The sequence below is a fragment of the Okeania sp. SIO2B9 genome (assembly GCF_010672505.1).
Classification (GTDB): Bacteria; Cyanobacteriota; Cyanobacteriia; order Cyanobacteriales; family Microcoleaceae; genus Okeania; species Okeania hirsuta.
Window position 1 is genome coordinate 1 of sequence record NZ_JAAHGK010001458.1, and the last position, 1,751, is coordinate 1,751.

1 protein-coding gene and 2 pseudogenes are annotated in these 1,751 nt (G+C 35.5%); all 3 read left to right on the forward strand.

What is annotated here, in order from left to right; genetic code table 11:
• Nucleotides 1-144 (forward strand): annotated as a pseudogene (locus tag F6K13_RS31675) (aspartate-semialdehyde dehydrogenase); the annotation flags it as partial.
• A 352-nt stretch (nt 145-496) separates the two neighbouring features.
• A complete protein-coding gene (gene dapA, locus F6K13_RS31680) occupies nt 497-1,381 on the forward strand; it encodes a 4-hydroxy-tetrahydrodipicolinate synthase (protein ID WP_124145368.1) in 885 nt (294 codons plus the stop codon).
• Between the two features lie 256 nt (nt 1,382-1,637).
• Nucleotides 1,638-1,751 (forward strand): annotated as a pseudogene (locus F6K13_RS31685) (glutathione synthase); the annotation flags it as partial.

The window sequence follows — 1,751 nt, forward strand, 5'->3', positions numbered from 1 at the left end:
CGTCAAGATATTTCTCATCCTTGTGGATTAGAATTATGGTTAAGTGGAGACCAGATCCGAAAAGGAGCTGCCTTGAATGCGGTACAAATAGCTGAGTTATTGGTGGAAAAATATTGCTTGAGGGTAGAAGCAGCAACAGTTTAGACTCAGGGTGCAAAAAACAAAAGAAAAAAAAAGAGTATTCAACAATTAATAATTAACAATTATCTCTCCTTGAAAAGAAGAGGATTGACTCAAAGGAAAATTTTTTCTTGTTTCTCCTTTAAAGCAGAGGCTTTAAACCTTAATTATTCGGTAAAGTTAGTTCCTATTTCTACAATGTAATGAAATGGGTTATTAACAATAGTTCAGTCATACAAAAATAAAAAAATTTTGCAGAGAGACTGTAAAGCGAAAGCGATGTTAATCTGAAAAAAAATTAGGTCTAGTAAGATAGCCCAAAAAAAAGAATAAGACCTAACAAAGCTATAAAAAAACCATAAGGAGTGCAAAGAGTGTGGTAGATTTCGGTAAAGTTATAACTGCAATGATTACGCCGTTTAATTCAGACGGTAGTGTTAACTATGAAGAAGTAGAAAAACTATCTATATGGTTGACAGAAAATGGGACAGATTCATTAGTAATATGTGGAACAACAGGAGAATCTCCAAGTTTAACATGGGAAGAAGAATATAAACTATTTCAAGTAGTTCAAAAAGCAGTAGCAGGAAAAGCTAAAGTAATAGCTGGTACTGGGTCAAACTCCACAATAGAAGCGATCGCAGCTACCGAAAAAGCTGCTAAATTAGGCTTAGATGGTTCATTACAGGTGGTACCATATTATAATAAGCCACCACAGTCAGGACTTTATGAACATTTTAAGGCGATCGCTCAAGCCACCCCAGAATTGCCAATAATGGTATACAATATACCAGGGCGTACTGGTCAAAATCTGATTCCTGAAACTGTAGCCAAACTGGCCGAAATTCCTAATATTGTTGCGATTAAAGAAGCCAGTGGTAACATAGATCAAGTAAGTCAGATTAGGCACTTGACTGCACCAGAGTTTAAGATTTATTCTGGGGATGATTCCCTCACACTACCACTTATGGCTATTGGTGGAAGTGGCGTTGTCAGTGTAGCTAGTCATTTAGTAGGAAAACAGCTACAAGAGATGATAGTAGCGTTTGAAACAGGTAAGGTACAAGTTGCTACAGAAATTCACCTAAAACTATTCAGCTTATTCAAAGCTTTATTTGCAACAACTAACCCCATTCCGGTAAAAGCAGCTCTGAATCTGCTAGAGTGGAAAGTAGGCTCTACTCGCCCTCCACTATGCGACCCTCCAACTGAAGTAACTGAAAAATTATCAGCAGAAATGGGTCAACTAGGTTTATTATGAGTCAATTTCACTGGTAATAAAATTTTTCAGAAAATTAAATATTATCAATCTGAATAATGATTTAGTTACCCCCTCACTAAATCGCTAAAATCTTGAATTTTTAAGAGATTAGTTTTTCTACTTTTAACTAATGGGTATTAAAAATCAGTAATGCCAATTTTAAAAAAGAATGTTTAGAATAATTCAGGGTAATAAAAATAATTTACAGGAGATGTCTCTTTGACTAAAAAAATGAATTACAACTAGTACCGTTGCACTGATGGAAGCTGCTCAAGAACTTGGTCACGAAGTTTGGATAACGGAAATTAACCAATTAAGTACTATTGAAAGTAAAGCTTGGGCAACCCTCAAGCGGGCACATTTAATGCCA